Here is a 26,041-nt window from a genome sequence, read left to right as displayed (position 1 = left end):
CAAATCTGGTATCTGACCTCAACACTGTTAGCGTTCAGAGTTCCAGTTTAGCTAATGCCAATTTGATCAGGGAATCTTGCTAGCCAAATAGCTCAACAAGGCTGAATAAACAGCCTCAGTCGTCGTAGCTCAGTCCAATGCTGTTGTTTGCATTAAATGTTACGGTTGCGCCACAGAGCGTGACATCTGACCAAACGAGAGGATTAAATCCTCCACCCAACTGAATCCTGACACTGTTGGCTTCACATTGGCTTTCATTCAGCGCAATCTCCTGAGTTTGTCCTGGATGCAGCACAGAGTTTAGGATATTAACTCCGCCAATTTCTACGGACTGCAAATTGACGTTGCTGTTATTAACTACCTTCAACCGACTAGAAGAAGCGGTGTAGTTAATCACGCAGACAATCTGATAGCGACGGTGGAAGCCGCAGCCAGCACCAGCATGAGTCCATCTGGGTGAGAAAATATTGGTTCGATGACCTCGGTTGGAAACGCCATCATCCACAATTAGATCCAGGACAACTTCCTGCGCCGTAGGAGAGCCATAGGCAATGTTTTCTCCGCTCTGGGTAAACCGTGTGCCCTGACGCTCTAGACGCTGCTGCCAGGTGCTACCGTCTGAGCCGATGTGTCCGAATGCGCCACCGGCCTGATCAAGGGCATGGGCTTTGGCAGCCTGAGCAGCGCTGCTAGAGAGGCTGATGGGCGGAAGGGAGGCCTGATTTTGCAAAAAGGCGATCGCCTCTCGCACCGCAGCCTGTCCTTCGTGGGTTGTCAGTATGGAATTGGGGCCGTAGCCGTTTAGAATATTGCCTGCTGCATCCATGCTGGCTAAACGCGCCTCTAAAAGCGGAATGTAGCTAGCTGGATCTTGTCGAACTTTGTTGTGTTCAGCAATGATATCCTGCTCGATTTGTGCCCAGTCATCTTGGGACTGTGCATTGGCTCGTTTGCCAATAGTCAATCCATTGAACCGATTCGATAATTGGGGCGATTCTGTCTGGCGAGATAGAGACTGTGAAACCAGGAAAATGGGTAGGATTAAGAACAATCGACACCAGATATTGGTGAAGAAACTGTAAACCTTAGGCATGGTTTTGTGAACGTTTGACCGAATGAAGTCCAAATGAAACTGACTTTGCTTTAGAACGCCCCAGCTCACTCGTTGGAATAAGCGGTGGATACTTCCAGCATAGGAATATTCATTCTCCAAACGTCAACAGCAACTCTGAGGAAATTCTCTGACTAAACTTGAGCTGCACCCTGCTTTTCAGGAACCAGTTTGTGATTGGGATACTCACTCCGGATCAACATAGAAAGCTGGCGGCGCATGAGGATTCCCGGCTGATCGGAAGGAATGTGCTGTTCGGCCGCAATATCGATTGGTGTGTCATAGTCGGTCGATTCCAGCACCCGCTTATCTTCGTCTACCACCTGTCGGTCAAACGCAATGATGGATTCGGCACTGGCATCGGCTTCAGTATCATTGCGAATGCAAAATTGAACGATTTGTGACGTGCGATCGCTCACGGGGGTTGCTGCTGTAAAAATCAGGTGCATCAGCCCATTGGGATAAGTAATTTTCAGCGTGCGGCTAAAGGGGGCATACCAGGTTGATTCGACCTGCCGCACTGTGAGCGTGTCGGGAATGTTCAAAAGCTGCTGCTGGATTGGCGGATTCACCACGGGCACCGTCGCATAGACCTTCAGACCCAGTTCCAGCGACACAATCTCCGACTTGGCGGGCTTGGGCTGTTCCGTCACCCCAAAGGATTCTGCGTGAACGATGCTGAAATGGGCATTGTCAAACGAGTTTTCCATCACCCGCAGCCCGCTGCACTGCCAAGGCTCATAAAATTGCGGAATCAGGCGATGTTCGGCCGCCTCGGCTTCAGGGATTTCTGGGATAGGCAGCAGCGGCTCGTCCGACAGGCAGACCCAGGCATAGCCATAGCGCTCAGCGCATTGAAACGCCGGGACGCGATAGGTCTTGGGAATCGCCGCGCCAGGATCAAGCTGGGGTACGTTGGTACAGGTTCCTGCGCCGTCAAACGACCAGCCGTGATAGGGGCAGCGCACGCAGCCGTTGTTGACAGTGCCCATCGACAGTTTTGCTGAACGGTGACAGCAGCGATCGCCCAGGGCCGCAGGTTTCCCGTCTCGATCTAGCCACAGCACCAGCGGTTGCCCCAGCAGAGTAAAGGATTGCGGCCCGTCCATCAGTTGGGCAAGCGGCATGACGGGATACCAAAAGCGCCGCAACACAGGTTCTTGGGTTACAAGCATGAACAGTTCTCGAATAAAGATAAGGTAAGCTTTTTCTAGACGCGGACTGCTTCGACTTTTGCAGGCGTGGCGGGGGCGACTCGATCGCTGCGACGCTGCTCCGTTTCGCCATGCTCCTTCAGCAGCCGGGCCAGGCGGTGGCGCATAATAATGCCGGGGCGATCGCTCGCCATGTGTTGTTCCTCTGCTAAACTCAGCGGCGCGTCGTAATCTGTCCCTTCCAGAATCACGCGATCTTCCAGTGTCACCTGGCGATCGAACGCAATAATGTCTGCCGCCTTTGCCTCCGCTTCGGTGTCATTTCGCAAGCAAAACTGAATCACCTGCGAAGTCTGATCGTCAATCGGCGTGTACGCAGTAAAGATGAGATGCGTCAAGCCGTTTGGATAGTCAATCTTCAGCGTGCGAGCAAAGGGCATGTACCAAGTGCGCGTGTTGGTGCGAATCGTTTTTTCTTCACCAATGCCCAGGTTTTTTTTCTGCAAATCTGGGTTCAGCACCTCCAGCCAGTGCTTCATCACAAAGCCAAATTCCGTTTCCGTCACCTCGTCGATTGGCGGCGGCTGGGGATTGGACTGATCGCCCCAAGAACTGGCGTGGACAAAGTGACCGTGGGCGCTGTCGAAGGAGTTTTCAATCGCCCGCAGGCCGCCCACCTTCCACGTTTCATAAAACTCCTGGATAAACCGAAAACTGGGGTCAGTAAATTCGGGAATGCTGGGAATCGGTTGCAGCGGGTCTTCGTCTAAACACACCCAAACATAGCCATAGCGCTCGGCACACTGAAACGCAGGCACGCGATAGGTCTTGGGAATGACAGTATCGGCATCGAGCTGGGGCACCTTGGTGCAGCTTCCCTGTGCGTCAAATTCCCAGCCGTGATAGGGGCAGCGCACACAGCCGTTTTGCACAATTCCCAACGACAGCCGGGCCGAACGGTGGCAGCAGCGATCGGCTAGCACCGCAGGTTGCCCGTTGGCATCCAGCCACAGCACCAGCGGTTGTCCCAAAAGCGTGAAAGATTTCGGGCCGTTGAGCAACTGGTCGATCGGCATGACGGGATACCAGAAGCGGCGCAGCACGGGCTGTTGGGTCGTCAGCATGATGTTCTCCAAATGAAACGAGTGAATGGATGAAGCGAACGATGGGATTCAAGATAGAGGGACAGTGGGAGTAGAACAGAATGGATTGTTACAACAGAATGAATTGTTACAGGTGGGCAGGTTCAAGGCGCAATGCCAGAATTCGAGAAACTTTCGTATATTGGTTCTACAGAGATGAATTCTTTGATGTATTCAGCTTTGTATACAAGAAGGTAGCGTCCTCAAGCGGGCCAAATCTGTATCTAGAACTACAGAATTGACCTTTTCTACTACATTTCTGGAGTCGTCTTGTGGCTAAAACTAGCGCTCAGGCTGCCAAAGCAGACCGCAAACCCTCAGGCAGCAGCGTCGATCGCATCTATGAGCAACTCAGACAAATGGCGATGAACTATCAGTTTCGCCCCGGTGAGCCGCTGAACGAGGTGGAACTGGCGGCCTCATTTTCCGTGAGCCGGACTCCCCTGCGAGAGGTGTTAAACCGCTTAGTAGCGGAAGGCTTGCTCGATTTTGTGCCGCGCAAGGGTTTTTCCTGCAAGCCGCTGGATACGCAGCGCGTATTCGACCTGTATGAAGTCCGCTGCGGGCTGGAAATGATGAGCGCCCGACTCGCCACCGAACGCGCCACCGATGCCGAGCTTCAGGACTTGCAGAAGCACTGGAGCGCCATTTCAGACTCTTTCTGTGACCTGACGGCTGTAGAATGTGCCCGCTGCGACGAGCAGTTCCATGAACAGATTGCCCAGCTTTCCCACAATGCCGAACTGCTGCGATCGCTCCAAAACGTGAATGCCCGCGCCCACTATCTGCGGCTGATTTCGATGGAGCGGGAACACTATCGCCGCACCACCTGTGCCGAGCATCGTCTGATTTTGCAGGCGATGGGCGATCGCAATCCCGAAGCTGCGGCTCACAGGATGGCAGCCCACGTCACGCTGCGCCAGGAGGAGTTGGTGGAGGTCATTAAAGAGGCGATCGCCCGACTCTATATGACCTGAAATAACCTGACCTGAAATAACCTGACCTGAAATAACCTGACCTGAAATAACCTGACCTAAAGATTACCTGACCTGAGATAACTTGAGGATACAAAAAAGCTGCGTTAGAAAAAACTTCCGCAGCCTGGGGATTTGAGCGCTATGTCTGATTTGAACTCTGATTTGAACTCTGATCTGAAACGGGAGCGAAGGGCGATCGCCCCCATAGCAGGGCTTTTAGAGAGCTAGAAACTGGCGTTACAGTGTGTAAAGGAAGCCCGCTCTAGTCACAAGGTTGAATTCCCAGGCATGAACCGCACTATCGTCTGGTTTCGTCGAGATTTGCGCGTCTTTGACCATGCCCCGCTGCATCGGGCGGCTGCGCGGGGCGCGGTGATTCCGGTGTTTGTGCTGGATCGAGCGCTGCTGCACCATCCCGAAACCGCCGTGGCGCGGGTAGCGTTCATGCTGGAGTGTTTGCACGCGCTAGATCAAGATTTGCGCGATCGCGGCGGGCGGCTGATCCTCCGCTCTGGCGATCCGGTTGAAATTTTGCCCCAGTTGGTGCGCGAAACCGAAGCTGAGGGCATTTATGCATACATTGACTTTGAGCGAATTTATGGACGGGTGCGCGATGCGCGGCTGAACCGGGCGCTGACACAGCAGCAGATGAAGATCCGCTGGTTTGAACCCGCCGCGACGACACCAGATCTGCTTTCCTACCCCAAATATCGAGAACTGTGGTATACCCACATGGCGCAGGAGATCGTGCCCGCTCCGACTCGCGTTGCAGTGCCCGACGATATTCCCAGCGAAGTCATTCCTAGCCTCAACGACCTGGGGTTGATTGCCGATGGCAAGCCGATTCCTCCCGGTGGCATCGCGCCTGCGCGGGCGCTGCTCCAAGAATTTCTTGCCGAAAAGAGCGATCGCTACTACTGGCAGCTTTCTTATCCGGGTGCAGAAGCCACATCGGGGCTGAGTCCGTACATCAAATTCGGCGCGATTTCGGTGCGCGAGTGTGTGCAAACAACCCAGGCGCAACTCAATGACGCGCCCGATTCGCGGGTGCAGCGCAGTCGGCAGCAGTTCATTGCGCGGCTGCGGTGGGGCAGCGGATTTGCCCAGCGGTTTCGCTATATGCCCCAACTCGAAGTGCGATCGCTCTACACGGTCTTCGATCAGGACGGCTGGGCGTTTGACGAAGCGCTGTATGAGGCATGGCAGCAGGGCGAAACGGGCTTCCCGATTGTAGACGCGGCGGCTCGCTGCTTGCAGGAAACGGGCGGCTGGAAACAGCTTAACTTCCGCGTCCGCGCCATCTACTCCAGCTTTCTGAGCAACTTACTCGGCATGGACTGGCGCTATGGAGCGCTGCACTTTATGCGGCATTTGATCGACGGCGATTGCCCGATTGATCACTATCAGTGGGCCATGCAGGCAGGCGTGACGCACTGCGTGGATAAAACCTGGACGCGCATCTACAACCCAGAGCAAACCGCTGTCGATCGCTGCGATCCAGATGGGCTATTCATCAAACAGTGGCTCCCCGAACTGGCACACCTGCCGCCCGAAGAATTGGGACTGCCGCCGCGCCAAAAAGACTATCCACCGCCGATCTTATCTTACAAAGCCGCCCGCCAGCGCCGTGTGCAGCAGCTCGAACGACAGCGCCAGGTGTTTTTGAATCAGGATAATGTGCTGCCTTATCTGGCGCGATTGCCCGATTCTCTCACGCCGTTTGGGGCAGATTTATACGCCAGCGAAATCGCCTGGTCTCAAGCGAACAACTTGCAACTATTCCCGCCGCCGCTCGACTTGGAAGCGCTGGATTTGGAACAGGCAAAGGCACTCCGCACCTGGTTCGTTGCCCATGTGGACATCGTGCCGCGCAAAGTGCCCACCCGAAAGCGGAAAACAAAGCCGAAAGCTCCGGAACCCGCCGACAGTATCCAGCTAAACTTGCTGGGATGATGTCAGCGAGAACGGCAGTCATCACGCCCCAAAGAAGCCTGCAAACGTTTGACCGGATGCCAGACGGAACGGCCCATTCGGCAGCGGCACAAACGTCGTCGTCCGCACATCTGCAATCAAATCCGCACCGCCATTTCGCAAAACAAACACATCAAAGCCCGCGAAGTCGCGTCGAGTTTGGTAGACCTCGCCCGCGCCAAGCTGAATCAGATCGCCTGGCGTGAAGTCGGTAATCAGCGCATAATCACGAACGCCGCCCGCACGATAATAGGAACCTGCGCGATCGCCCAGAATGAATCCATCCTGACCCAGTCCGCCCGTCAGAATATCCACTTCCAGGAAGCCTCGTGATTCAGCGCCAGCGCCGTTCAGAATGTCGATGCCGCTGCCACCCACCAGGCGATCGCTGCCACCGCCACCCGTCAACACATCATTGCCACCCTGTCCATCTAGAAAATTTGTGCCGTTGTTGCCCGTGATGCGATCGCCATTTTGCGTCCCCCGCACGTTGACGAAATTCACCACGCTAAAGGTCAAAGTCCCCAAAAACGGCACATTATTCACCGTCAAACGGTTTGCACCCAGATTTACATCAAAGGAAGCAGTGCGCCCACTTATTCCATCAATGGTGTTGGCAAACCCCGCCGCGCCAATCACCTGCTCGACACTGTTGAGGCGATCGACCCCCAACCCGCCCTTGTTAATAAATCCACCCGGCAGCAGCGTCATGGCTCGCCCCATGCGGCTATAGTCGGCTGTGTCGAACCCATCGCCTCCTAGCATTTCATCATTGCCAACAGAGCCAGTGAGAATATCATTTCCGCCCAGTCCCAGCAGGCTATCGCTGCTGTTTGTCCCAAAAATCCGTTCTGAGCGGATGCTGCCAATGATGCGTGCCATGTCTACCTCCGTAATGTTATGCGGCCAATTCAGTCGTCATGGTTCGTTCCAGATAGCGTCGAAAGCGCTGGGCTAGAAGTCCCTGAGAACTGCGATTTGCTGTACTCGCCTCAGCGCTATCTGCGGTCATCAGTCGATCAATCTCGGCATCCAAAATGCTGTCAAGCTGAGAATTTATGAAATTTATGCTCCGTTCCTGGGCGTATTCCATAACTAGGTTATGAAGCTGTGTCTTCAGGCGTTCCTTGATCTGCTGACAAATGTGAATCCGCAGTTCGCGCAGCTTTAGCAGGCGAGACACCTGGGGCTGGCCGCCCATGCCCACCAGCGGGGCAATTTCGCCCATCGATCGCCCTTGGGCGTAGAACAGGTGCAGTGCTTTGAGAAACTGGCGATCGCGCTGTCCCCGCTGCCCTTGTAAATCTTGGAGGCGATCGCAAACCACTTGGGCGATCGCCCGATCCAGCACCATCACTAACTCCTTTCGATAGTGCTGAAGAAACGCAGCCTGGTTTTGCTCGGCCTCATCGGGTGTAGCAGTCGGCACATCAACGGCTTCTAGCGACTCAGTAGACGGCTGGCGCTGACGCAGTTTTTGGGCCAGATTGCTCAGTTGAGCCATCACTTGCAGCGGAAAACAGCGCTGACCCGTCGTTTTTTGCAACTGCTGAGCGATTTCCTGGAGCTGCTGTGCGCTGGGGATAGGGCACTTGCCGCGATAGCCCTGCGATCGCACTCTGCGAAGCTGCTCGGAATAAACGGCATGATAGCTTTCCAGCAATTGACACGCCCGCTGAATCTCTGCCTCGGTAAGGGCATAGCGCGAAGCCAGAGTGCGCCGAATCTGGCCTGTTGTCGCACTATTCAGCAGCGCCCAATCGCTAATCAGGTAAATTCCACGCTCTTGCAAAAAAGCGTTGAGTTCCCGATGGTAGAGAACCTTTCGTTTGGTCCAGGTGCTTAGGCAGGTGTTGCGCGAAGGATCAAAGCTACCCAAGATGTCATAGGCAAAGGCCCGATAGACAGAGGAATCTGTTTTAGTCGCAGGCTGAGGAGGCACATTGGGATTCCACTCAATCGGCGCATCATCCAGCACCAGCGGCAGCAGATCGCTCAGTTGAAAACCGCCTCGCAGTCCAAACCGGCTGGCTAACTCAATGCAAACCTGCACAATTTGATGCGAGATATAGCAGCGCAGGCAAACTTCGGCGATCGCCCGCTCTGTTTCGCCACCTGTTTGCCACAGCGTTATCAACTGCTGCTGAATCTGCTTATGCGACGAAAGCGGATTGGCCGCATCCAGGCAGTGTGCTTGCAAAAATGCTTTTGCTTGTAGGCTCGTCTGTGTCTTGCGTGCGCCAGAACTGGTCAGCGTAATTTGCGTATAGTAGGGACGCAGCAGGCTAGAAGCCGGACAAGCCACTGTCGAAGGATAAGCAGGATTTAGAGACTTGTAAGGGGGTTTTACAGACACAGCGTTACTCCTGAATGCAAATTTTTGGCAAGACAGACTAGACAAACGAGCGAGCCGCTTGCGTGAATGCAGTTTGCAAAGATGAAGGATTAGATAATGATTGGGGGCTGATTCAGTTTGGAGACGTGTTCAGGAATTTCTAAGAACCTAGTTCAACTCAGCAAACTCTGAGTTAGCAGAATCGATTTCTGACATCTGCTGACGCTGAAAGCGATGGTACGCAAACGTACTGCGAATCGCATTGATGAACGCAACGCTGATTAACGTTGCGACTGCCATTCCGAAGAGGTTGGTGGGAATTCCCGACATCTGCAACAGAACGCGACTGAGCAGGTAAATCGATAGACCAGCGATCGCCGCAACTCTGGACATCCGCTGGATTCCCCAGGCGATCGCTCCATAGATCAGCGCATCCACAAACAGCAGCGGGTTAAAGACTTCATCCAGTTCCAACAGCTCTGAAGGCAGCGTTTTTTGCGTTGCGGCGATCGCAAATGCAGTGGTCACACCCGCCAAAATTAGCGCAGCAATCACGCCCTGGCGGGCAACTCGACGAGCCGTTGCAACACTGTCAATTTTGGGAAACCACTCGTTTTCGCGGTTTGTGGACTTGGTTGGCATAGCCGTTTGGAGTTTCATAATAAGCAACCTCAGAAGGCGGGTGAGTGTGTTGAGTGGTTAACTTAATCAGACCACGAACCTCTTTTGAAAGAACTACCCCTGGGCGCAAACCTGCTCACATAGAAACACAATCCAGATTGCAGATTTGTGCATGTTGAAAAGTTAGTAAGCTTCAGACAAAGTCGCCTGTATGAAAACGCTATGGTGTTTTCAGTTCGTTTTGCACCCTAAAATTCAGTAAGATTCTTCAGCAGTTCTTTCAAAAACTTCAACCTGGACGGGTGGCGCTGGCGATGCGCGGGGGCTGAGACACATCGCCAGTCGCTCACCATACACAAGCGCTAAGAGGGGCGATCGCCCTTGATGAACAGTTCGCAGGCGGCTGCATGGTTGCCGTAGCTCGCCTGAAACTCGCGCTCAAACAGCGCCTTGGTTTGGGCAAAACCCGATGCACTGCCCGCACCAGGAAGATGCTCTGCTACAGCGCGATCGCCAAACAGCAGTGCCATGTCCTGAGCAAATTCTGGCTGCTCCATGTGCTGGTGCAGCACGTCGTCAATTGCGTCCGTAGGAACTGCAACCAGTCCCGGATTTTGCGATAACAAAAATAGGAGTCCAGCGTATTGGGCGATCGCTTTTACAGAGCAAGAAGTTGAGCGCTGCATCCGAGTTAGCAAAGGCTGAAGCGATTGATGAAATGCAGGATTTTTAGCCTGAATGATGGAGAGAACTTTCATGGGATTAGACCTCATATATAAGGGGGGGGTGATAAGAATTTTGGGTTTAATCAGGCTATCTATGCTGTTAGGAGCCTGATGACAATAAAACAATTCAATGGGCAAGCATTATGAAAGTTGAATTGGGCTTTGGGTTGATTGCTCAACTCTTTGCCAAGGAGATATCAGGCAAAAAAACCTGAGTTATGAGAGTGGCAAATAGGAGCGTCATCTCTTAGGAGAAATCGCAGAAATAACTAGAAACTTTTTAGGCGGCTGTCGAGTCCTTCTAGGTTCTCTCTGCTGATATCTTTATGAAACTACAGACGGGCAGGCGATACGATACCCATCTCCGTAGACTCCTTCGCAGAGAAGCACCAATGAATTTGCGGTTTCACGCAGGTCAGTTTGCCAGATTGAAAAATGTGCGCTTTTGCGTATCTCTCTCTTGAGGTAGACCTGGTATGATAGCGACCGAGCTTGAGCAGCCTGAATGTTCCGGTTCGCAGCATCGATCTTCTGATTGATCTTTTGATCGATCAGAAGTTACTCAGAAGTTGGTTCTTCATTGCCTGTTTTGTAATTTATGAAGCCCCTATTGTTTAAGGCAGTTATTGTTCTGCCAGTTCTTTGTTGCACCAGCCTGTTTTCGATTGGCTGGGTTGCCTTTCCGGCGATCGCCCAGACGCTTGAGGGTCGGGGACAAATTGTGAGTGGCCCAGGACAGGGCAGTGTAGTGCAAATTAGCCTGACGATTAATGGCAACCAGGTAACTTTTCATAGCGGGCCCTCTCAAGGACAAACCGCACAAATCCAAAATGGGGTAGCGAGAACTCCTGACGGCAATGTATGGCAATTTGCTCAGGGACGCAGACAGGTAACGCTCTATTCTGGCAATCGCGTGATTGTCTACGTTCTGCGGTGAAGCCATGCCTTTCGATAAACACTGGAAACTGCGATCGCTCGGACTTGGCGCACTCTGGGGACTGCTCTACACCCTCATTCTGCTGCCCTCCCTTTCAGTGGATACCCTGCTCAAAGAGTTTGAAGTTCAGCGCAAAGAGCAGCTTTCTAAAGTTCCAGAACCTCGTCAGACAGGCTTAGGATCTGATGCTGTCAACAAAATTCTTTTAGTCACCATTGATAATCAGGAAGTTATCGGAAGTCCCAAAAGCTTTAGCCGCTTCAGAAAACTAGAGGATTATACAAATCTAATTAAAAACCTCATCGATCTGGGCGCTCAAGTTGTTTTAATCAATCTGCCCTCAGAGGTACTTGATTCTCCAGAGCCTCTAACCCCAATCGAGTCAGGATTATCCGGAGACTCAATTCGTTCTCTGGTTGAGAATTACAGTCATAGAATTGTGCTATCTTCTCCTCCAGAGTTGAAGCGATCGGGCCCCTTCTTCCGCGTTTATAACCAATTTCTACCAATCAATAGTCGGACTCTAGAGCCTATCTTACCGCCGGAGAAAATTCAGGGATTTTCAGAATTTTCAACCCCTGTTGCAAAAGATGGGCTTGCAGCCTCTTTGCAAATCAAGACAAGCCAGCAGCAACTCATCCGGCAACCATTGCTCAATCTGCTCAAGGCTTATTCAATTAATCCCGTCCGGTATCCCTATGCAGTTGAAAATAGCTTCAATTCAGGAATTTCGGACACCCATGCTTCTAAGGATGCAAAAGGCGGCCCTGTCAACTCCTTTCAATCGGCCGTTTGTCTTGCAGTAAATAAGTTGAATCCGAGTGATGTCTGTTCAAACAGCCCCTTGCCTTCTTATTCAGATCCCCACGTCAGTTTTTCGATGTGGGAAGCAGACTTTTCCAAAAGTTTAGGGCAAGAGTTTTGCGGAACCAAAGTAATTGATCCAGTTCAGCAGGTGACAGGCTGCGATCGCACTTCTCGAAGAGATTTTTCCTCATCTCATATCGAGAAAGTCAAAGACAAAATCGTTATCATCGACTTTCCTAAAAATGATCCCAACTGGTCTGAACTGCCGACTTCAGTTAAGCCTGAACTGCTGAGTCCGGCAGAGATGCAGGCAAACGTACTGGCCAGCATTCTCAGCAACAATATCCAGTATCCCCTGAGCCAGGAGTGGAGTCTGGGATTGACGCTGGCAGGGTCTATGCTGATGGCGTGGTTGCTCAGCCCTGGATTGTCGAAATCGCGCCTCTGGTGGCTGACTCGTGGGCCGCTGATTGTTCTGGGGATTCCGCTCGCCTATGCCGCCTTGCTGCCCACTGCATTTGCTGGGCGCGTGGTTTTGCCAATCATGCTGCCCATTTTGACTTGGGTGCTGACGGGCATTTCGATGACACTGGTGCTGCTGCTCAAAAAATCAAGAGAGCAGGCCGCCAAGCAGCGACAAGAGTTGACCCAGCGAAATGCCACGCTGTCGCGGACGCGCAAGGTTTTGGCGAGGGTTGCAACCGATATTCACGACGGGCCGCTGCAAGAGCTAAAGCTGGTGATGGATCAGGTAGAAGAACTGGAAACCATGATTGATCCAGAATTGCTAGTCGTGAAAACCAGTGTCAAGTCGGAGCCGATTGTGGATAAGTTAGTTCGCATTGGTCAGGATATTCGCAATCAGCTTAATGATTTACAGATTATTGCTCGAAAGCAGCTTGATATTTCACCAGAGTTAGTTGCTGGGCTAGCCCAAGGAATTCAAACCCATCTCAAACAGCTTGAAGAACGTGGCGATCTGAGATTAAAAGTCAAGCAACGCATTAAACCACTTCAGGAACCAGAATTGAATCCAGACTGGATAGACGATCGAGAAGATATCTTTCGGTTCTTTAAGGAAGCCATCAACAATGTGATGCGCCACGCTCAGCAACCCTATGGACGAGCAAACTGGGTCGAAGTTTGCCTGGAACAGCAGGGCGAACAATGTAAACTGGCGATCGCCAACGATGGAGTACATGTATTGGGAAACACATCTAAAGCCTCCAATCATCTCGCCGATGATCTGCCAAAGGGGACAGGTACAAAAACGATGGAAACGATCGCAATCAGCCTGGATAATGGACATTGGCAGAGGACTTTATCTCCAGAGGGCATATTACGGGTTGAGCTTTTTTGGAGTCTAAAGCAGGGTTTACGCTAACAGCTTCTCGCTATAGAATAAAAGTACCGCGAGAAATTTGGCGTAGCCAAGCAACAGAGATGCCCCCCAGCCAGCCTTTTTTTTTAATTGTTGAAGATCATCAGGAAGTTGCTGAGAGGAACCGCGATTTTCTTCAACAGGTTGATCCGAACTGTCGGTGTGCGATCGCCAATAATCCCTTCCAGGCAATAGAGATTCTGTCGTTGGAATCTCCGGATTTAATCGTCGTTGACTTACTCTATGGAACCTTCAGCGGCGAACAGTCCGCCGAGCCAGGGATTAACTTATTGCGCCATATTTTTGAGAAACATACAGAGCTGAATGTCCTGGTATACAGCAGCGAATATCGATTATTGACTCCGCTCATTTCTTATATCGATAGCCATAAAGGCGGATTTGCGGTCGCTAATAAGCTCGATCGTCGATCTACCTATATCAAGTTTGCCCAGAGTGCGCTGAACGGCGAACTTTGCCTGCCTAGAGAACTGCGTCAAAGTTCCAATCTAAATCATCAAGATTTGGAGGTTCTAAATCTCCTGTGCAATGATTGTTTATCGGATGACGCTCTGGCTAGTCGGCTGAATGTGTCCCGGCGGGCTGCCCAAAATTACGTCAAGCGCCTCAAACAACGGCTCGATGTCGATCTGATCTATACAGAAGAGGCAAATCATCGGGTTGCGATTTGCAAAATGGCCCGTGAAAGGGGCTTTTTGGGATAGCCTGTTGTTCATTTTATGCATTAAAAATTATGCATAAAAATCAGGTGAATTCTAACAGTACCTCAATGCTGCCAGAGTCCACCTGCAAAAAAGTTTTGGGTGTGAATTGGGCAATCCGCTGCATGGTGCGATCGCCTATGGGCAAGCCGTCCCAGGGACAAGATCGAACGGGTTGGCTGGATTATCGACTAACGTCGTGAGAACGCGAGTCGTTAAATCTTTGCGATCGCCCCGTGCGTCAAAGCTAATCGTTTTGCCAGGAAAGATACTGCTGGGGGATTGTGCGGTTGCTAGCCCTTGGCGAATTTCATCGGACGTAATGCCAGGGCGCAGCTTGGGCAGCAGCACCTCGATCGCCTCGTAAGACACCGCTGTAACTCGATTCACGCCGCCCAGCCAATAGCGGTTGGCAGACTGCACAAAATCTGGGGCGCAGGCTGCGTACCAGTCTGTCGCCACAATTAACCGATTGCTGAGGGCGCGACGCTCCTCCGAACTGCTGCCGCGATCGCTCCAGTCAGCGGTGTAAACTGGCGCAGAAGCCAGAATTAGCCGCCTGCCGCCGTCTGCTTTGATCACTGCCAGCGCCCGATTAAAGGACTCGCTGTTGCCCGTGCGCCCGTCCGGCAGCACCACCAGCGCATCTACATCTTCAACTTGGCGCAGGGCATCTTCTGCATCAAACTGCGGATCGGAAAGGTCAAACGTGCGAACAATCGTCCCCCGCAATTCGCTCTCAAACTGATAGCGCAGGTCGTCACTGTAAAACTCTTTAGAATTGGCAAATAGCGCAACTCTGGGCTGGTTCTTTTGCTGATGCAGATATTCTGCTAGTGTTCTCGCTTCAATTTGCGTAGAAGAGGTAATGCGGAAAAACACGTCAGCGCCATTGCACCGCGCCCGCAGATTCATCACGGTGCTGAGGGGGGAAATGACCACCTGGTTTGCTGCGGCATACACAGGCAGAGAATCACAAGTGCCCCGACTGGTGTAGTTGCCGATGACCGCCAATAATGGCTGTCCATCAAGCGCGGGAAGGTTAGGTTGAACCAGCGCTTCGGCGATCGCCCTGCTTTGCGCGGGCACGTTCAGATCATTGGCAACCAGGACTTCCAAATAAATGGGCGCATTAATCCGATTGACGGCCTGATCCTGTGCCTGAGCAATGCCAAATAGCATTTGTTCGCCAATGTTAATTGGCGTTCCCTCTGGCGTGCTGAGGGGAATCACCGCTGCAATCGTATAGGCGGGTTGCCCTGCCTGTCGCCGCAGTCGCACTTCGGCATTGTTGCGGAAAATCAGCACTTCAGGATCTCTCAAGGCTGCGGTTGCGTTTTTATAGTCTGGGCTATTGGAATCGGTGGAAAACTGCTGCCGTTGGGCTTGGGCGAGCTGCCGCAGCTCATCAAATTTTGCTTTAGCGGTGTTGTAGTCGCCCGCAGCAAACGCATTGATGCCAGCCTGCTTTAGCGCCGCGTAGGGCGGTTCCAGCTTGAGGCTGCCCAGCAAGTTTGCATTGCCGCCAGCGGTGATCAACCGTTCATTCGGGAGCAGCGTGGGACTGGGATTGCCTTGTCCCGCAGTGCCGACTAGCCCCTGAGCAGGGTTGGTTCCCGGTGCATCACACTGTACAAACAGACAGCGGACTTGCCGAAGCGATACAAGGGCGATCGCCCCCAGCAGCACTGCCGCCGTGCCCGCGCCCAAAAGCCACTTGCGCCGATCTGGTCCCGGCTCGTTCTGTTTGTGATCGTCATCGAGGTTGGGGGTAGGCAGCAGATGATCCAGCAACAGTTGCCAGGTCAGCGGCTCCGTGTTTTGCTTAATGCACACTGTCGGCAGCCAGGTCACTTCAGAATAGCGCAGGTTAAAGTGTTCTAATCCCTGTCGTGCCTCCCGCATCGCCGTGAGCAGGGAGCGCTTTTTCGTAGCAAATTCGTGGAAAAATCGCTGCAAAAACTCTACTGCGACTGGATCAGGCACAGGCTCTTTCATCACGATGCAGCGAGGCACACCAATCTGGGCAAGCTGCTGCGCCAAACCCAATCCATCACATGAATTAAAGATTGCCAGTTGCAAGCCCTTGCGAACCAGCTTGCTCAATGCAAACTTAAAGTTACGAATGCTAATTTCATCGGTTTGGTTCAGTAGCAGCCAGCCCACGTTGCCATCTTCGTCACTGCGGCTATGACCAACGTACACCAAAATATGAAAGCCCTGAGGGTCTTCAAGCATGGTCTGAAGCACTTCTGGTGTAGGTTGGAGCCGAGATACCACTTCCACCATCTCTGGATTCTCGCGGGCGATCTGCTGGATTGCTTCCAGATCCTGATCCGTATTGATATCCTCACTTTCCCCAACCAGGACAAGAATCCGGATCTTCGCTGCTGACGGATAGTTCCTTTTCTCCTGGTAAGTACCTGGCGGATTTAGCACTCTAATTGCGGCATCACTGTAGTAATAGTGTTGCCTTAACAGCTTCCAGTCCTGCCAGGGCAGGCGCTTGAGCGTGTCGTCGTTACCTAGATCGATAATCAGGCGTGGGCGATCGCCATTCCCATTCCCTGCCCCATTCCCTGCCCCATTCCCACTACCGTTTCCATATCCATTCCGCCGCAATAGTGGAATCAACGCCTCTCGCATCTCACGCCAATGCTTATTACCGTCGTTCAACCATTCGTTAAACTCTTCTCGCAGCTTTTCCGAAAGCTGAATCACATCTTGTGCGGTGTGATGAGTCACCGCGACACGACCAATACGAAAGTGCGATCGCACGCCATCTTGCACTGCATAGGCCGCTTTCCAAGCGGAGAGCGCCGCAACCAAACTATCAGACATTGGCGGCAGCACGGCTTCTAGTTCACCCAGATCGCCGTCTAGTCGAACTCGATAGCCAGCATTGGGATTATCCTCGTCACGGGGGCGGAGCGTCAGCTTGATCGTTTCCATAGGGGCTTAGTTCATCACTTGATTGAAGATATTGCAAGCCTGGACAAACCTATGCAGTTTTTTTTGAGGATAGGACTTTATCCTTGCACCGAGGCTCTTGAGTCAGAATATGCCAGATTGCTGCCACTCTCTGGTATGCCGCTTTTCTGATAGTCAGTTTTGTTCTGATCATCAGTTGCCGCACTAGATGCAAAACTCCTCTGTCTTGCTGTCGTCGCCGAGTGCAATCCGCACGCTAAATCGATCGCCCGGATGGCAGTCGCACAACTCCACCTCTGTCCAGCCGCTGCCGCTTTTGGGGCGAGAATCCAGAATTGCTGCGCCGCTCTCGTCCAGTACGGTGATTTGCAAATTGCGCGGCAGTTGGTCAGCAGAAGAGTCAGGATAGAGCCGCAGCCGCACGTTGAGCGTGTTGTCTTCGGTGGTAATAGAAATGACCTGCACCACCAGCACTACCCGCTTGTCGAGCGACTGAAATTCGATCGCCTTGGCGCGGCTGACAGAGTTGATCTGAGCATCAATGTCGGGCGGCACCGAAAAGCTGCCGCCTGTGGTGTTGCGAGATCCCGACCGCATCTTGCGATGGCTGGTGACAAAGGTTTCGGGCGATCGCCATTCAGGATGCCGAAACTGCCCCATCAGCCACTCGCGCAGGTTCACGATCGCCAGGTCAGGATGCAACACGTCTAGCAGCGAGTCGAGCGGCAGCAGCTCACTCAGCGCTACGGTCATCGGCTCAACGGGGGCATCGTCTTCTGCAAACGGAACACCCCGCACAAACCCCAGCAAATCGACCGCATCCAACTGTTCATGAAACTGCACGGCAACGTAGCCCAATCGCGCTTGTGCAGCTTCTAGGGGGATGGTCATTGCGGTTTCTCCAGGCAAGACCGGGCGACATTCCAGCCTGCCAACACCTGGCAGCACCAGATCGGCTACATCCAGCACCGCCCTCAGTCCTGGCTGCCAGCAGTCACCCTCAGCAAGGCTGGCGTTCAGTTCCAGCCAGTTCAGATAGGTTTGCACCGCGTAGACGGCCAGCGTGTTGAGATAGACCTGTTTGCCTTTCCCCGGCGTGGCCTGCTCGGCTGCAAACTGGGCGGCAGATTCAAACGCATCTTGAGTGAGGGGAATAGGCAAACCGATGAGTTCCATAGTGTTCATTGTTGCGTTCCAGAAAATGAGGGTGCAGTTGAGCAGATAACATTCAGAGGAGATTCATGTTGCAATTCGCTAAAAGATTCCGATCCAGTGCGGACAGGAAATCAGAGGCGATGCTTTTTGAGTTTGGGCAGGCATTCACTCTGCCAGTGTTTGGCCACGGTAGATTCTTTGATCTTGAGGTCGCGGGCGATCGCCCCCATCGACTCTGGCGGCTGAGACAGCAGCAGCCGTTTGGCCACATCAAGACAGTTGCAGAATTCTTGCGCGGGCGGGTGACAATCGCCCAAACACTGCGCCTCATCAGACTGAAGAAATTCGACCACTTGAGGATCAAACCGCAGCGCAACGATTTGCAGCAGGGGTAAGCACTTTTCGCGCCAGTGAGTGTAGAGCGTTTGCTCCGGAATGCCAAAATCCTGGGCGATCGCCCGTCTCGTTTCGGGCGGTTCGCTCAGGTGCAGCCGCTGGATCAGCGCTTGACAGTGACACTCCAAAAACCGATTGGGATGGCAGCCCTGCAATATTGCATCGGGGTCTGCTGCCAGATAGCGATGAATCTCTAGCCCGATGCGCTGCTGTTGCGCCTGCTGAAGGACCTGAATCCACGATTCCAGCAGCGTCATGTCTTGGCGTGGGTCGGGCGTGAGGTCGCCCTTGGGCGTTTGATTGCCGTCTTCCCCGATTGACTGATCCAGCAGCACCACGCCGCCAAATTCTCGCTTGATCTCGCGTTCTTCGCGTTCCGGTCGGTGCAATTCCTTGATTTTTGTATCAGGGTTTCGCAAGTCCCGGATGCGCCCGTCTAGATAGCCGTTCACCCAGTTCATCAAATCCGTAGAAACCGAGGTGCTGCGGGGACTAAACTCGTCGATCGCTCGACACACCCGCTCCAGCGTCAGGCTGAGGGCGTGGCCATAGTCGGGATGGCGAGAGCGGCGCAACTTGGGCGATCGCTGAATGCACAACAGCAGCCGAGACAGGGCTTTGCGACGCAGCAGGGGCGCAGCATCGGGACTGCGAATCTCGTCTAAAAGAGCTTGAATTTGAGTGTCATCACACATGGTTTGGCAACAGGCGTAGGGAAAACACAGAAGACAGATCGAAACCGTTCATGGCACAAACAACACCAAACCGCTTGCTGAAACTCTATCAGCCTAACCTGGAGGCGTTATGAAAAATTGCAGACCTCAGCGGCGATTTTGCTTTGCGGCTGAGCGCCGATCGGACGCTGTATCTGGAGCGTAGAGAGTTGGGTGTTCAGTTTGTGGCAAAAAGTTCAGCAAAAAGTTCAATTTTCTCAGCCATTGCTGAGATGTATCGCCAGCCCCACCGCACTTATGCAGGCTGCGACCCACTAGCCAAGCTGTGCAGCCTTTTTGCAGCCTATTGAGAGAGTTTTTCTTTAAGCCTTAAAAAATTTCAACACGACCGCAGTTTAGGCATGAGCAAGAGGGCGATCGCCTGGGTACTCTAGACTATAGTTCCTAAGAAACTGCGGTCTAAGAAACTGCGGTCTTAAGAAACTGCGATCCATAGCCCTTTGAGTTTGCGATCGCAACTTGTCTCTGCCGCAAGCTCTTCGGCAATAGCATTTTTGAAGCTGGTGAGGGACGCAGATAGTCAAGAAGCGTTTACCTCATCAGGGCTGTGGGTGCTGACCTCGCAAGAAAATGCTGTATTATTACCTCCCCTGCCTGAGCAGGGCAACCTTGTCCAGGTGATATTATCGAGCGATCGCAGTTCAAAATTCCAACTCATGCCCCGTTCCGTCCGCTTCAAGCTGTCCCCCCAGCATCACGCCTACGATGAGGGTTGATGGGGATTCTCTGGTGATGGAGGGTGTTGGATAATCAGGAACTCTTTTCTCTCAATTCAGGCTAGAAAGCTGTGTCTAAAACCCGCCCGCATGTGCCTCGAAAGGCATCCCACCGAGAGCACGTCCTACACCAAATCACCAATCGCATTCGCCAGTCTTTGGAACTGCCGGAAATCCTCTCCACCGCAGCCCGCGAAATTCGGCAGTTTCTCAATGTCGATCGTGTGAAGATTTATCGCTTTGCGCCGGATGGCAGCGGTGAAGTGATTGCCGAGGCAATTCACAATAAACAGCTTCCATCGCTGCTGCATCTGCACTTTCCAGCGAGCGATCTGCCCCAGTCTTCGCGAGACTTATTTGTGCGGGCCCGTCAGCGGGTGATTACCGACGTGTCGGCGCAGCGCCAGATGACGCATCGGCTCGACCATCCCGACACGGGCGAAAGCCTGATTAACCGCGACATTCGCCACGCGCCAGCCGACCCCTGCCATGTGCAATACCTGACCACAATGGGGGTGCAGTCCTCACTGGTCGTGCCCGTGCTGCACCAGCGCCAACTGTGGGGGTTGCTGGTGGCCCACCACAGCAAGCCACGCCATTTTTCTGAACGGGAGCTTCAGGTGGTGCAGTTGTCGGTCGATCAGCTTTCGATTGCGATCGCCCAGGCAAATCTGCTCGCCCAAACCCGTGAGCAGGTGCTTTACGAATCGACCCTCAACCAGGTTAGCCAGCTCCTCCATAGCCCCCTGAGCCAGCCCGAAATTCGGCAGCAGGTACTCGAAGCCATCGTGGAAGCTCTGAAGGGGGTGGGCGGACGGCTCTACATCGCAGCCGAACCGGACGGAGAGCCGGCCCAACTTTATGTCATAGGCGAGCAGCCCAACAGCCCTGATTTGGAGCAAGACCTAGTGTGGCAAGCGCTTCTGGGTCGGCCCACTGATGGACTTTCCGCACTCACCAGCACCCACACCCCCAGCCCAGAGGCGATCGCCCGGCTTGCTACTAGCCTCGAAGACTCCCTCGATTCCGAAAGGTCAGAAACCTGCCACTTTTACACCTTCGAGAGCCTGCAAGCCGATCCGCGCTGGCAGCCTATTGCCGCGCTGCTAGAGCCGACTTCTATTCGGGCGATCGCCCTGATTCCGCTCCAATTCCAGCATCAGTTTGTTGGCTATCTGGGCCTCTTTCGCAGCGGCTACGATCAGGAAATCCTGTGGGCAGGCCAGCACCAGAAAGATACTCGAAATATAATGCCCCGCGCCTCCTTCGCGGCCTGGCGCGAGATCAAGCTCAACCAAGCCCCAGAGTGGACGACCCACGATATCCGGCTGGCCAACTCGGTGGCGATTCATCTGTACTTAGCAGTGACCCAGCGGCGGGTGGAGGCCATGATGCGCTACCAAGCGTCGCACGATGCCCTCACTCGCCTGCCCAATCGGCTGCTGTTTAACGACCAGCTTTCGCTGGCGCTGGCCAGCGCCCAGCAGGACGACGAAATGCTAGGGGTGGCATTTCTTGATCTGGATCGATTCAAGCTGATCAACGATTCGCTCGGCCACGCGATCGGCGATGAGCTGCTGCAAGAGGTAGCCCAGCGGCTGCGGACTTGTCTGCGCCCTTGCGATGCGATCGCCCGCTGGGGCGGCGACGAGTTTACGCTAATCTTGCCGCACCTCCACTCTGCCGAAGACATCACCCACATTGCCCAGCGCATTCTTGACCGACTTACCAGTTCGTTTTATCTGGGTGAACAGGAGATATACATCACCGCCAGCCTGGGCATTGCGCTGTTTCCCTACGACGGCACAGATGTCGAAACCTTGCTCAAAAATGCCGACCTGGCCATGTACCAGGCCAAGCAGCAGGGCAAAAATAACTACCAGATTTATCACGAAGGCATGGCGGTGCAAACGCTGAACCATCTGGCCCTGGAAAGCGACCTGCGAAAAGCACTGTCTCGTCAGGAACTCTTGCTGCATTATCAGCCGCAAATTGACCTGAACACGGGGGCGATCGTTGGCGTAGAAGCCTTGCTGCGCTGGCAACATCCACTGCTGGGCTTTGTCTCGCCAGCTCAGTTCATTCCCCTCGCAGAAGAATCGGGCATCATTTGCTCAATCGGGGAGTGGGTGCTGCAAACCGCCTGCCAGCAGCAGCGGGCCTGGCAAAACGCTGGGCTGCCGCCTATGCGGATGGCAGTCAACCTGTCAGCACAGCAGTTTCACCAGAGCAGCCTGGCCGCCTCTATCCTGCAAACGCTCCAAGAAACAGGCATGGAACCCCAATATCTGGAGCTAGAAATTACCGAAAGCGCTGCCATGCGCGATGTGCAGTTTACCAGCAGCACACTCAGCCGCCTGGCAGACTTGGGCGTACAGATTGCAATGGATGACTTTGGCACAGGCTATTCATCGCTCAGCGTGATCAAGCACTTTCCGCTGCACACGCTGAAGATTGACCAGTCCTTTGTTCGCGATGCCCCCCATAATTCCAGCGACGTGGCGATCGCCAATACAGTCGTCGCCCTCGGTCGCGGGCTGGGCCTCAAAGTTCTCGCCGAAGGGGTAGAAACCGCTGAACAAGTTGAGTTTCTTCGCTCCATCCAGTGCGACTTTGCTCAGGGCTATTACTTTAGCCGACCGCTGCCGCCAGAGGCGATCGCACCGCTGCTTGCGACGGATCAGGTGACCGGGTAACCGGATGATCCTGTGAAAAGATACGGTAAGAACAGTTGGCCTAGGAACAGTTGGCCAATGCGGATGAAAGGACTTGAACCTTCACACCTTGCGGTACTAGAACCTAAATCTAGCGCGTCTACCAATTCCGCCACATCCGCACGTTGCCCAGCCCTTTGCCCAACATAGGAGCCGGATCGCTCCGGTCGGGCTTGAACTTGGCTTAACTATCATAGCAAATGCGGGTAGGACTGGTGCATCTGGACTGACGAGCGCAGGTCTGCCGGGATTTATTTGAGAAAGACTGTCGATAGTATTGACATAAAATCTCAATAAAGCTACATTGTCTTTAGTGTTCTCCTCTCAAAGGATCGGCAGGTGGGGTTGGTCAACAGACCAGTCCCCCTTTTTTTGCGTTTCTATCGACGGGGCGACTTGTCCAGAAGCGGTAGCCTGTCCGATACACTAATAGATTGAGATAGATTGAGAACCGAATGAAGTGCGATCGCCCCTATGCAGACCGATACCACCGCCCAGACCAGATCCCCGATTCCACCAGATGGAACAATGTTTGATGCGATTGTGATTGGCTCTGGCATCGGCGGATTGGTGACGGCGACCCAGCTTGCGGCAAAAGGAGCATCCGTGCTGGTGCTAGAGCGCTACCTGATTCCGGGAGGCAGCGCGGGCTACTTCGAGCGAGCAGGCTATCGGTTTGATGTGGGCGCGTCGATGATCTTTGGCTTTGGCAACCAGGGTACGACGAACTTGCTGACGCGGGCACTAGCTGCTGTAGACATGGAAATCGAGACAATTCCTGATCCGGTGCAGATTCACTACCACTTACCCGGCGGGCTAGATCTCAAGGTTCATCGCGAATATGAGAATTTTTTGCAAGAACTGATCGCCAAATTTCCCCATGAAGCGAAGGGCATCCGCCGATTTTATGACGAGTGCTGGGCGGTGTTTAACTGCCTCAACGCGATGGAACTCCTATCGCTAGAGGAGCCACGCTACCTGACTCGCGTGTTTTTTCAGCATCCCTTTGCCTGTTTGGGATTGGTGAAATATTTGCCCCAAAACGTGGGCGACATTGCCCGCCGCTACATTTCTGACCCAGATTTATTGCGCTTCATCGACATGGAGTGCTATTGCTGGTCGGTGGTGCCTGCGGATCTGACACCGATGATCAACGCGGGCATGGTGTTTAGCGATCGCCACTATGGCGGTATCAACTATCCCAAAGGTGGCGTAGGGCAGATTGCCCAAAAACTGGCAGCAGGGCTGGAAAAGGCAGGCGGCAAAATCCTTTACAAGTCCCGCGTTACGGAGATCCTGATGGAAAACGGTCGCGCGGTTGGCGTGAGGCTGGCATCGGGCAAAACCTACCGCGCCCGCCGCGTCATTTCCAACGCCACTCGCTGGGACACGTTTGAAAAACTGCTGCCCGCCGCCACCCTGCCCAAATCAGAGCAAAAGTGGCAGCAGCGCTATCGCAAGTCGCCCAGCTTCTTTAGCCTGCATCTGGGGGTGAGGGCCGACGTGCTGCCCGCTGGGACGGAGTGCCACCACATTCTGCTAGAAGACTGGAGCCGCATCGAAGCCGCCAGGGGCACAATTTTTGTCTCGATTCCCACACTGCTCGACCCCAGCCTCGCGCCCGACGGCTACCACATCATCCACACCTTCACGCCCGACTGGGTAGACCACTGGCAAAACCTCTCGCCCAGCGAGTACGAAACACAAAAGGAAGATGTGGCCGCAGCATTGTGCGATCGCCTCGAAGCCATCTTTCCCGGCCTTGCCGCCGGGCTGGATTTTCAGGAAGCGGGCACGCCCCGCACCCATCGCCGCTTTCTCGGTCGCGTAGACGGCTCCTACGGCCCTATTCCTCGTCGCAAGCTGCTGGGCCTGCTGGGAATGCCCTTCAACCGCACTGCCATTCCTGGCCTCTACTGCGTCGGCGACAGCACCTTTCCCGGACAGGGGCTAAACGCAGTCGCCTTTTCGGGCTTTGCCTGCGCCCATCGCGTTGCCACAGATCTGGGGCTGCGCGGCTAAGCAGGCGGTCCCCGCAAAACTATCGCTAACCCTGCTAGTTCACAACGGGCAGATGAATGCTGACGACTGTCTTTGCGGGAGCATTTCTTGGGCGATCGCCCTCTGTCCAAGTTCAAATCAGGCTCCGGTCTCGCAGCGCGGGGATGCCGCGAAAGATGAGTGCTGAATCACGATGAATGCGGGCAGCGAGGGCTGGGTTTTGTTGAGAAAGCGCCTGGTGGAGCAGGGCGGAGTCGCCGCCTGTCAGGGCGATCGCCCCTTCTGGTTCCTGCAACAGCCAATCGTGAGCAAAGTCTTGAATGCTGGCCAGCAGCGTGTAGAGAATGCCGGAGCGGATGGCGGCGGGTGTGTCGGTAGCCCAGCGCGGCGGCAGGTTTAGGTCTGGCTGGAGCGTGACGAGCGGCAGAACGGCCGTGTCCTGGGCGAGAGCCTGCTGCTGGAGCCGCAGACCGGGAAGAATCGCGCCGCCTACCAGATTGTTGTGTCGATCGGCGGCAGTGAAGGTAAGGGCGGTTCCGGCATCGATCACCAGTACGGGTGCGCCTAGGGAACAGATTGCGCCCCAGAGGGTCAGGGCGCGATCGATGCCGAAGGTGGGGTACATCTTGTCCAGGGGCACGTCCGCCAGGGTAAGGATCTGCTGGGCGGGATACTGCTGCCAGAGGTCTGTCTGCGCGGGCACAACGGAGGCGATCGCCAATGGAACCGGCGCTTGCGGACTCCCCTCACCGATGAGCGGCAAATTTGCGGATGCTGGATCGACGGCAAATTGGGCGATCGCCGCCGCTGTCCAATAGTCCGAATCCCAGATGTGTAGCAGTCTGCTGTCCGAGAAAGCGGCCCAATGAAGCCGCGAGTTGCCAATTGCAAGAGCCAACCAAAGAGACATGAGGGGTTGGAGGTTAGGAGTTAGATCTGGGCGGCAGCCTAGTCAGCGCTTGTTTTGATTCTGGATTTTAGATTGTAGATTTTGGAGCGATCGCCGCAACAAAAAAGGTGCGACCGAAGCCGCACCTCTGCGAAGGAGATATCAAGGATGAAACGTGAAAGACCGTAGCAGACCAACTACCCAGGTTGCGTTTCGCAAACCCCGGCAGGGTCAACCTACATCAGACCCAATTGGGACAGGATGCCCTGACCCGTCAACAGTTCCGTAGCCAGACCAATCACGAAGCCCAGCATTGCCAGACGACCGTTCCAGGTTTCCGCAAACTGAGTAAAGCCAAACTTGGATTCTTGGGTTTGCATAGCTCAAAGACCTCTCTAGGTTGTCTTTAGGTTGTACTTGTACGTTAACATAACTTAAGAAAAAGCGGCAATAAAACTACACATTTGAGTATCTATGCTGGGCTAGAACTCTATCTATAGGAAGGGAGAGGGGGAAAGAGGGAAGAACGAAGAGAAAAGAAGGAAGAGGGAGAGCGAGTTTTCGTTCTTCGTTCTTCGTTTTTCGTTCTTCCCTCTTCTCTCTTCATTTTTCGTTCTTCGTTCTT

General features: G+C 53.8%; 19 protein-coding genes and 1 tRNA gene. 7 read left to right on the top strand and 13 right to left on the bottom strand.

The features are described from left to right. Positions 1 to 115: 115 nt before the first annotated feature. The 3 genes from O77CONTIG1_RS02025 to O77CONTIG1_RS02015 form a co-directional block, all read right to left on the bottom strand. Positions 116 to 964, bottom strand: coding sequence for a CAP domain-containing protein (locus O77CONTIG1_RS02025; protein ID WP_172799626.1), 849 nt, complete (start codon positions 962 to 964; stop codon positions 116 to 118). Between the two features lie 281 nt (positions 965 to 1,245). After that, positions 1,246 to 2,286: an aromatic ring-hydroxylating oxygenase subunit alpha gene (locus O77CONTIG1_RS02020; RefSeq protein ID WP_068507654.1), complete on the bottom strand. Its 1,041-nt coding sequence runs from the start codon at positions 2,284 to 2,286 to the stop codon at positions 1,246 to 1,248. A gap of 35 nt (positions 2,287 to 2,321) precedes the next feature. After that, positions 2,322 to 3,389: an aromatic ring-hydroxylating oxygenase subunit alpha gene (locus O77CONTIG1_RS02015; protein ID WP_068507651.1), complete on the bottom strand. Its 1,068-nt coding sequence runs from the start codon at positions 3,387 to 3,389 to the stop codon at positions 2,322 to 2,324. Between the two features lie 290 nt (positions 3,390 to 3,679). Between O77CONTIG1_RS02015 and O77CONTIG1_RS02010 the strand changes: the two genes are divergently transcribed. Together O77CONTIG1_RS02010 and O77CONTIG1_RS02005 are read left to right on the top strand one after the other, a co-directional pair. Then, positions 3,680 to 4,384: a GntR family transcriptional regulator gene (locus tag O77CONTIG1_RS02010; protein ID WP_068507649.1), complete on the top strand. Its 705-nt coding sequence runs from the start codon at positions 3,680 to 3,682 to the stop codon at positions 4,382 to 4,384. A 288-nt stretch (positions 4,385 to 4,672) separates the two neighbouring features. Continuing rightward, on the top strand, positions 4,673 to 6,337 hold the full coding sequence (locus O77CONTIG1_RS02005) for an FAD-binding domain-containing protein (protein ID WP_068507646.1): 1,665 nt from the start codon (positions 4,673 to 4,675) through the stop codon (positions 6,335 to 6,337). A gap of 21 nt (positions 6,338 to 6,358) precedes the next feature. On the opposite strand, the gene O77CONTIG1_RS02000 is transcribed toward O77CONTIG1_RS02005, so the two are convergent. The 4 genes from O77CONTIG1_RS02000 to O77CONTIG1_RS01985 all read right to left on the bottom strand — a co-directional run bounded on the left by O77CONTIG1_RS02000 (position 6,359) and on the right by O77CONTIG1_RS01985 (position 10,069). After that, positions 6,359 to 7,237, bottom strand: coding sequence for a calcium-binding protein (locus O77CONTIG1_RS02000; protein ID WP_068507644.1), 879 nt, complete (start codon positions 7,235 to 7,237; stop codon positions 6,359 to 6,361). Positions 7,238 to 7,253: 16 nt separating this feature from the next. Further along, entirely contained in the window at positions 7,254 to 8,711 is a 1,458-nt protein-coding gene (locus O77CONTIG1_RS01995; protein WP_156434847.1) for a hypothetical protein, read from the bottom strand. A 147-nt stretch (positions 8,712 to 8,858) separates the two neighbouring features. After that, positions 8,859 to 9,350 (bottom strand): hypothetical protein, encoded by a 492-nt coding sequence (locus tag O77CONTIG1_RS01990; protein WP_068507639.1) that lies wholly within the window; start codon positions 9,348 to 9,350, stop codon positions 8,859 to 8,861. Between the two features lie 323 nt (positions 9,351 to 9,673). Then, entirely contained in the window at positions 9,674 to 10,069 is a 396-nt protein-coding gene (locus tag O77CONTIG1_RS01985) for a hypothetical protein (protein WP_068507637.1), read from the bottom strand. A 577-nt stretch (positions 10,070 to 10,646) separates the two neighbouring features. Here O77CONTIG1_RS01985 and O77CONTIG1_RS01980 point away from each other — a divergent pair. The 3 genes from O77CONTIG1_RS01980 (at position 10,647) to O77CONTIG1_RS01970 (ending at position 13,883) form a co-directional block, all read left to right on the top strand. Beyond that, entirely contained in the window at positions 10,647 to 10,973 is a 327-nt protein-coding gene (locus O77CONTIG1_RS01980; RefSeq protein WP_156434842.1) for a hypothetical protein, read from the top strand. Positions 10,974 to 11,070: 97 nt separating this feature from the next. Continuing rightward, entirely contained in the window at positions 11,071 to 13,164 is a 2,094-nt protein-coding gene (locus O77CONTIG1_RS01975) for a CHASE2 domain-containing protein (protein WP_172799625.1), read from the top strand. A gap of 59 nt (positions 13,165 to 13,223) precedes the next feature. Next, positions 13,224 to 13,883: a response regulator transcription factor gene (locus tag O77CONTIG1_RS01970; protein WP_068507632.1), complete on the top strand. Its 660-nt coding sequence runs from the start codon at positions 13,224 to 13,226 to the stop codon at positions 13,881 to 13,883. 135 nt (positions 13,884 to 14,018) lie between these two features. Here the strand turns inward: O77CONTIG1_RS01970 and O77CONTIG1_RS01965 are convergent, their stop codons facing one another. The 3 genes from O77CONTIG1_RS01965 to O77CONTIG1_RS01955 form a co-directional block, all read right to left on the bottom strand. Then, positions 14,019 to 16,832 carry an ABC transporter substrate-binding protein gene (locus O77CONTIG1_RS01965; RefSeq protein WP_068507630.1) on the bottom strand — a complete coding sequence of 938 codons (2,814 nt, stop codon included), beginning with the start codon at positions 16,830 to 16,832 and terminating at the stop codon, positions 14,019 to 14,021. A gap of 183 nt (positions 16,833 to 17,015) precedes the next feature. Further along, entirely contained in the window at positions 17,016 to 17,987 is a 972-nt protein-coding gene (locus O77CONTIG1_RS01960; protein ID WP_068507628.1) for a DUF1822 family protein, read from the bottom strand. Positions 17,988 to 18,097: 110 nt separating this feature from the next. Beyond that, positions 18,098 to 19,057 (bottom strand): hypothetical protein, encoded by a 960-nt coding sequence (locus tag O77CONTIG1_RS01955; protein ID WP_068507626.1) that lies wholly within the window; start codon positions 19,055 to 19,057, stop codon positions 18,098 to 18,100. Between the two features lie 826 nt (positions 19,058 to 19,883). Here O77CONTIG1_RS01955 and O77CONTIG1_RS01945 point away from each other — a divergent pair. Further along, the gene (locus tag O77CONTIG1_RS01945) at positions 19,884 to 22,508 is read left to right on the top strand and encodes an EAL domain-containing protein (protein WP_068507624.1); all 2,625 of its coding nucleotides are present in this window, start codon (positions 19,884 to 19,886) and stop codon (positions 22,506 to 22,508) included. A gap of 58 nt (positions 22,509 to 22,566) precedes the next feature. Here O77CONTIG1_RS01945 and O77CONTIG1_RS01940 read toward each other — a convergent pair. Then, positions 22,567 to 22,648, bottom strand: a tRNA-Leu gene (locus tag O77CONTIG1_RS01940). Positions 22,649 to 23,000: 352 nt separating this feature from the next. Here O77CONTIG1_RS01940 and crtH point away from each other — a divergent pair. Continuing rightward, complete coding sequence (crtH, locus tag O77CONTIG1_RS01935) at positions 23,001 to 24,548, top strand: carotenoid isomerase (protein ID WP_068507622.1); 1,548 nt, start codon at positions 23,001 to 23,003, stop codon at positions 24,546 to 24,548. Between the two features lie 112 nt (positions 24,549 to 24,660). Here crtH and O77CONTIG1_RS01930 read toward each other — a convergent pair whose 3' ends face one another. Together O77CONTIG1_RS01930 and O77CONTIG1_RS01925 are read right to left on the bottom strand one after the other, a co-directional pair. After that, the gene (locus tag O77CONTIG1_RS01930; protein ID WP_068507620.1) at positions 24,661 to 25,437 is read right to left on the bottom strand and encodes a pantothenate kinase; all 777 of its coding nucleotides are present in this window, start codon (positions 25,435 to 25,437) and stop codon (positions 24,661 to 24,663) included. Positions 25,438 to 25,652: 215 nt separating this feature from the next. Further along, entirely contained in the window at positions 25,653 to 25,796 is a 144-nt protein-coding gene (locus O77CONTIG1_RS01925; RefSeq protein WP_068507618.1) for a chlorophyll a/b-binding protein, read from the bottom strand. Positions 25,797 to 26,041 lie beyond the last annotated feature (245 nt).

This window comes from Leptolyngbya sp. O-77 (assembly GCF_001548395.1).
In the GTDB taxonomy this organism is placed as follows: Bacteria; Cyanobacteriota; Cyanobacteriia; order Elainellales; family Elainellaceae; genus Thermoleptolyngbya.
The sequence above is the reverse complement of the archived record's forward strand: the minus strand, read 5'-3'. Positions and strand labels throughout refer to the sequence as shown.

What these genes read in the sequence shown, in the direction of transcription:
- O77CONTIG1_RS01930 (WP_068507620.1), bottom strand. Translation starts at nt 25,437, where the DNA reads ATGTCTCTTTGGTTGGCTCTTGCAATTGGCAACTCGCGGCTTCATTGG.
- O77CONTIG1_RS01960 (WP_068507628.1), bottom strand. Translation starts at nt 17,987, where the DNA reads ATGGAACTCATCGGTTTGCCTATTCCCCTCACTCAAGATGCGTTTGAA.
- O77CONTIG1_RS02020 (WP_068507654.1), bottom strand. Translation starts at nt 2,286, where the DNA reads ATGCTTGTAACCCAAGAACCTGTGTTGCGGCGCTTTTGGTATCCCGTC.
- O77CONTIG1_RS01965 (WP_068507630.1), bottom strand. Translation starts at nt 16,832, where the DNA reads ATGGAAACGATCAAGCTGACGCTCCGCCCCCGTGACGAGGATAATCCC.
- O77CONTIG1_RS02015 (WP_068507651.1), bottom strand. Translation starts at nt 3,389, where the DNA reads ATGCTGACGACCCAACAGCCCGTGCTGCGCCGCTTCTGGTATCCCGTC.
- O77CONTIG1_RS01955 (WP_068507626.1), bottom strand. Translation starts at nt 19,057, where the DNA reads ATGTGTGATGACACTCAAATTCAAGCTCTTTTAGACGAGATTCGCAGT.
- O77CONTIG1_RS01970 (WP_068507632.1), top strand. Translation starts at nt 13,224, where the DNA reads ATGCCCCCCAGCCAGCCTTTTTTTTTAATTGTTGAAGATCATCAGGAA.
- crtH (WP_068507622.1), top strand. Translation starts at nt 23,001, where the DNA reads ATGCAGACCGATACCACCGCCCAGACCAGATCCCCGATTCCACCAGAT.
- O77CONTIG1_RS02000 (WP_068507644.1), bottom strand. Translation starts at nt 7,237, where the DNA reads ATGGCACGCATCATTGGCAGCATCCGCTCAGAACGGATTTTTGGGACA.
- O77CONTIG1_RS01925 (WP_068507618.1), bottom strand. Translation starts at nt 25,796, where the DNA reads ATGCAAACCCAAGAATCCAAGTTTGGCTTTACTCAGTTTGCGGAAACC.
- O77CONTIG1_RS01990 (WP_068507639.1), bottom strand. Translation starts at nt 9,350, where the DNA reads ATGAAACTCCAAACGGCTATGCCAACCAAGTCCACAAACCGCGAAAAC.
- O77CONTIG1_RS02005 (WP_068507646.1), top strand. Translation starts at nt 4,673, where the DNA reads ATGAACCGCACTATCGTCTGGTTTCGTCGAGATTTGCGCGTCTTTGAC.
- O77CONTIG1_RS01985 (WP_068507637.1), bottom strand. Translation starts at nt 10,069, where the DNA reads ATGAAAGTTCTCTCCATCATTCAGGCTAAAAATCCTGCATTTCATCAA.